Origin of the sequence: Candidatus Chordibacter forsetii (genome assembly GCF_964187505.1) — a bacterium.
GTDB lineage: Bacteria > Verrucomicrobiota > Verrucomicrobiia > Opitutales > Seribacteraceae > Chordibacter > Chordibacter forsetii.
Genome location: NZ_CAXLML010000071.1, coordinates 1 through 3,023, shown reverse-complemented (window position 1 = coordinate 3,023; position 3,023 = coordinate 1). Strand labels below are relative to the sequence as shown.

3 protein-coding genes are annotated in these 3,023 nt (G+C 43.4%); 1 reads left to right on the top strand and 2 read right to left on the bottom strand.

Features of this window, described 5'->3' with window-relative positions; all coding sequences use genetic code 11:
* Both tilS and serS read right to left on the bottom strand, forming a co-directional pair.
* Positions 1-1,021: tRNA lysidine(34) synthetase TilS (gene tilS, locus ACKPQ4_RS03095; protein WP_407679748.1), on the bottom strand; the 1,021-nt coding region annotated here is incomplete at its 3' end.
* A gap of 10 nt (positions 1,022-1,031) precedes the next feature.
* Positions 1,032-2,297, bottom strand: a complete 1,266-nt coding sequence (serS, locus tag ACKPQ4_RS03090) for a serine--tRNA ligase (RefSeq protein WP_407679747.1) — start codon at positions 2,295-2,297, stop codon at positions 1,032-1,034.
* Positions 2,298-2,555: 258 nt separating this feature from the next.
* On the opposite strand from serS, the gene ACKPQ4_RS03085 reads away from it, so the two are divergent.
* Positions 2,556-3,023 (top strand): class I SAM-dependent methyltransferase (locus tag ACKPQ4_RS03085; RefSeq protein ID WP_407679746.1); only part of this gene is annotated, 468 nt, incomplete at its 3' end.

Below are 3,023 nucleotides of genomic sequence, written 5' to 3'. Positions count from 1 at the left end.
CTATGAATCCCCCCCTTTTCCTCACGCTAAATTTTTCGGCCATTTGTAATACTTTGAAATTGGCATTTTTAATTAATTGAACCAATCGACCAGTTTTTGCACTTAAGGGTATTGGGGGAGTAAGTTTGTATTCAATTTCCTCTAACCATCTAATCAGGACTCTTCTTTGGATGGCACAAGGCAATTTTATCAAACCCTCAAAATCTAATTTTTCTCCAGCTTTGCATGCACGATAAGATTCTTGGGCATAATGTTCTAGAGCCTTTGAATCTTGGCTTAAAAGATCAACTGTCTTAGCAACCCCTTGCAAAAGATCTCGATCACTTGCTTCGGCCCACTGCGGCAATACTAAGTTGCGCAAACGATTGCGCAGGTATTCGTTCTCCTGGTTGCTTGCATCTTCTCTCCATGGAATGGAACATTTTTTGAGTGCAACCCGAATGAATTGTCTACTCAATGTGACGAAAGGACGTATAAAGCTAAGGCAACCAACTTGGCTAACAGATTGGGGACTAATTAGGCCATCCACGGAAACACCCCTTGGTATCCGCCATAGTAAAGTTTCTGCAATATCATCAAGGTTGTGCCCCTGTATAATATGCATGCTCCCATTTTGTTTTACCTGTTTTGCATAAAAGCCCAGCCTGTCTTTCCTTAATACCCCTTCATCTAGTCCGCATTTTGGATTTTCTGAATACCCTACCTTGCAGGGCAATCCGAGTTTGCTGGCAAGAAGGCAGACAAAGGATTCATCACCCTCTGAGTCATCTTTCCTTAAATGATGATTGTAATGAAGAACGATCATTCGTTTTCGTAATTGAGGAAAGGCAGCAAAGGCTAGAATCAGCGAAAAGGTGCTATCAGCCCCTCCGGAACATGCAATTCCAATAAGACCTTGTGAACTAAGAGACTCCTTAAGCACAGAAAGTGCATCGTTATGCCACAAATCAAAAGGTGCCAGTTCAAGCAACCCCATGGCCCGCTCGGCTAAGTCATCCGGCAGGTCCAGAGAATGGTCCATAGTTAGGTCCTTAAATTCCGATCGTTTCCTTGGGGAACCATTTTTTTAGGCATTCAGGAATTTTTACTTTTCCGTCCTTCTGTAAGTTGTTTTCCAAAAGGGCTGCCAGTACGCGTGGAATAGCCAGTGCAGAGCCATTTAGCGTGTGCACAGGTTTAGGCTTTCCCTCTTCTGAGCGAAAACGAATGTTGGCTCGCCTTGCCTGGAAATCAGTAAAATTGCTACAGCTTGAAACTTCCAGCCAACGCTTTTGTCCGGCAGCCCATACTTCCAGGTCGTATTGCTTGGAATGCGGAAAACCAATATCTCCAGAACAAATTAAAAGCACTCGATACGGCAGGCCAAGTTTCTGCAGAAGACTCTCGGCGTCGGTTCTGAGTTTTTCTAGTTCTTCAAAACTGTCGTCTGGGTGCGTCCATTTGACCAATTCCACTTTATCAAATTGGTGCAAACGGTTTAATCCACGAACATCCTTACCCCAGCTACCCGCTTCTCTTCGAAAGCAAGGAGTGTAGGCACATCGCTTGATGGGTAATTGTTCGGCAGGTAAGATTTCGTCTCTGTAATAATTAGTAACAGGTACTTCCGCGGTTGGAATAAGGTAAATCTCCTCGTTTTGATCGAGGTACATTTGTCCTTCTTTGTCGGGCAACTGACCAGTAGCGGTGGCACTGGCTGCATTGACAACGATCGGTGCATGAACTTCTTCGTATCCATTTTTTCCTGCCTCTTCCAAAAAGAAATTAATCAAAGCCCGGACTAGTTGAGACATTTCACCCAGGTAGAATGGAAAGCCTGCACCCGCTACCTTTACACCCCTAGGGAAATCAATCAACTGATCAAACCAAGGAATGTCGTAGTGAGGCAACGCATTAGGGAATCCAGCATCCTTTTCGCCCCATGTTGCGATTGTTTGGTTATCCTCCTCCCCCTTGCCATCAGGAACCGATTCATGGGGGATGTTGGGTACGCTCATGAATTTATCCTTGAATTCATCGTCTGCCATTTTTGCAACTGATTCGAGCTCTTTAACTTTCAAAGCCAACTCTTTCATTTCAGCAACCTTGGCCAAAAACTCCGGAGAACCTTTGGGTAGTTGGGACATTTCGTGGTTTGTTGCTTTCTGCCCTGCCCTGGCATGCTCTGCTTCAGAAATCGCTTCTCTGCGCTTTTTGTCTAATTCAACAAGTCTCTCGAGATTGCATTCAAATTTCTTCCTGGAAATTGCTGCCTCTAAGCTTTTTAAATCATTTCTGAGATGTGAAATTTCAATCATAATAGACCCCCATTTAAATCATTTTCTCCTGATGATGGAAAGGAAATTGCCCAATAGTTAAAATGGGGATTTTGTTTTGTTAGTTATTTTTAGAATCCGTAAATCATTCTTGTGAGGATGCTAAATTTAACGATTATAGAAAATATGTCAGTTCCCGCAAAAAAGATAGTGGCAGCACGGCCATGTCCAATCTCCGGCAGCAAGGATTCCGTTTTAATATCTTCCAAAGATCGCCACGGAAAGCCCTTGAGGAATATAATGTCTATCGAATCCGGATTAATTTATGTGGATCCTGTGCCCTTTGAAAATACTGAGGAATTTTACAAGACAGACTATCGGAAATTATACAAAGGGGTTCACTGCCCTAAGCCGAAACATGTTTACCGCGCTGCTAAAATTGCCCAGCAAAGACTTTCCAGGCTTGTCGATTTGATTCCCTCATCCGCTCGCTGCCTTGATGCGGGTTCAAGTAGTGGCGAGTTTGTTTACCTTTTAAACAGCAAAGGTTTTTTAGCTGAAGGTGTTGAAGCTAATATGCCTTATGCGGAATACAGTCAGGCGGAGCTTAAGATTCCAGTAACCATTTCTCCCTTTTCTCAGTTTGAGTCAGAGCAAAAATTTGACCTAATTACCATGTTCCATGTTCTCGAACATCTTGAGAATCCAGTTCTTGACCTCGCTCACCTTGGTCAATTCCTAAAGCCAGGTGGTCTTTTTATTATTGAG